The sequence below is a fragment of the Nguyenibacter vanlangensis genome (assembly GCF_013376155.1).
Classification (GTDB): Bacteria; Pseudomonadota; Alphaproteobacteria; order Acetobacterales; family Acetobacteraceae; genus Gluconacetobacter; species Gluconacetobacter vanlangensis.
The window spans coordinates 1-1,164 of record NZ_JABXXP010000822.1 but is presented as its reverse complement, the minus strand read 5'-3'; the positions used below and the strand labels follow the sequence as shown (position 1 = coordinate 1,164).

Below are 1,164 nucleotides of genomic sequence, written 5' to 3'. Positions count from 1 at the left end.
CGCGGCCTATCTGGAGGCCGCGCGGGCCATGGCGGCGGCGGAGCGGCGGCAGGACGGTCCCATCACGCCGGGAGGGGGCATGAGACCGTCGAAATATGATTGGCAGCGGATCGATCCGCAGGTGGATGCGATGCTTGCCGAGGGCATGCGCATCGTGCAGGTGGCCAGGGTGCTGGAGATGCAGGCGCAGACCCTGCGCGACCGGCTGAGCTATCGCAGGCGGGCGCCGCAGCGGGCGCGGGAGCGCAGGCCCCCGCCGCCGGCCCTGATCGACCGGTCCTGCCTGAATTGCCGGGTGGGGTTCCAGGCGCCGTCGCCGTTTCTGCGGCTGTGTCCGGTCTGCCGGGCCGAGTGCTGATCCGGAGCGGCGCCCACACTGGCGTTCACCCTGGCGCCCGCACTGGCGCAAGCGGGGCGGACGCGATATTGCGAGGCACGATACGAGACTGTTTCGTATCCTGAAGCCTGGGCGTGCCCCGATCTTCCCGAGCGGTGCCGGTCCGTTTCGCGCCGGCGGGGGATGGCGGGCATGGCGGTGCCTTGACTTGGGGCGTTCGATGTCGCGGATCCTGACTTGTGTCGTTCTGAAACATGAAGTGTTCGGGACCGGCCTGGCGGTGCTGCTGTGCCTGGCGAGCTGCTATGCCGCCATGATGCTGCTGCATCGGGCGCGGCGGGGCGCCGGCCTGGGGCGGACGATCTGGATCGGGGCGGCGGGGATTGCCGGCGGGTTCGGGATCTGGGCCACGCATTTCATCGCGATGCTGGCCTATCGTCCGGGCATGGCGCTGTCCTTCATGCTGGGGCCGACCCTGGCGTCGCTGCTGATCGCGGTGCTGGCGACCGGTATCGCGGTCAGCATCTCGGCGCGGACGATGGCGCGGGGTGCGGCGACTACGGCGGGGACCACGGCGGGGGCCACGGCGGGGACTGCGGAGACGCGGGGCGGCCATCTGGCGGGCGGCGTCGCGGCGGGGACGATGTTCGCCCTGGGCGTCGCGGCGATGCATTTCCTGGGCATGTCCGCCGTGCGCGTTCCCGGAATGATGTGCTGGAACCCCCGGCTGGTGGCGGCGTCGCTGCTGGTCGGGGGGGTGTTGTCGGTCGCGGCGTTCGTGTCCCAGCGGCGCGCGGGCGATACGCCGCTGGGACGGGTGATGCCGG

The 1,164-nt window shown here is 71.6% G+C and carries 2 protein-coding genes; both read left to right on the top strand.

Annotated elements, in window-relative coordinates:
* Positions 1-358 (top strand): hypothetical protein (locus tag HUK84_RS19365; RefSeq protein ID WP_246285784.1); only part of this gene is annotated, 358 nt, incomplete at its 5' end.
* Between the two features lie 199 nt (positions 359-557).
* Positions 558-1,164 (top strand): MHYT domain-containing protein (locus tag HUK84_RS19360; protein ID WP_281362869.1); only part of this gene is annotated, 607 nt, incomplete at its 3' end.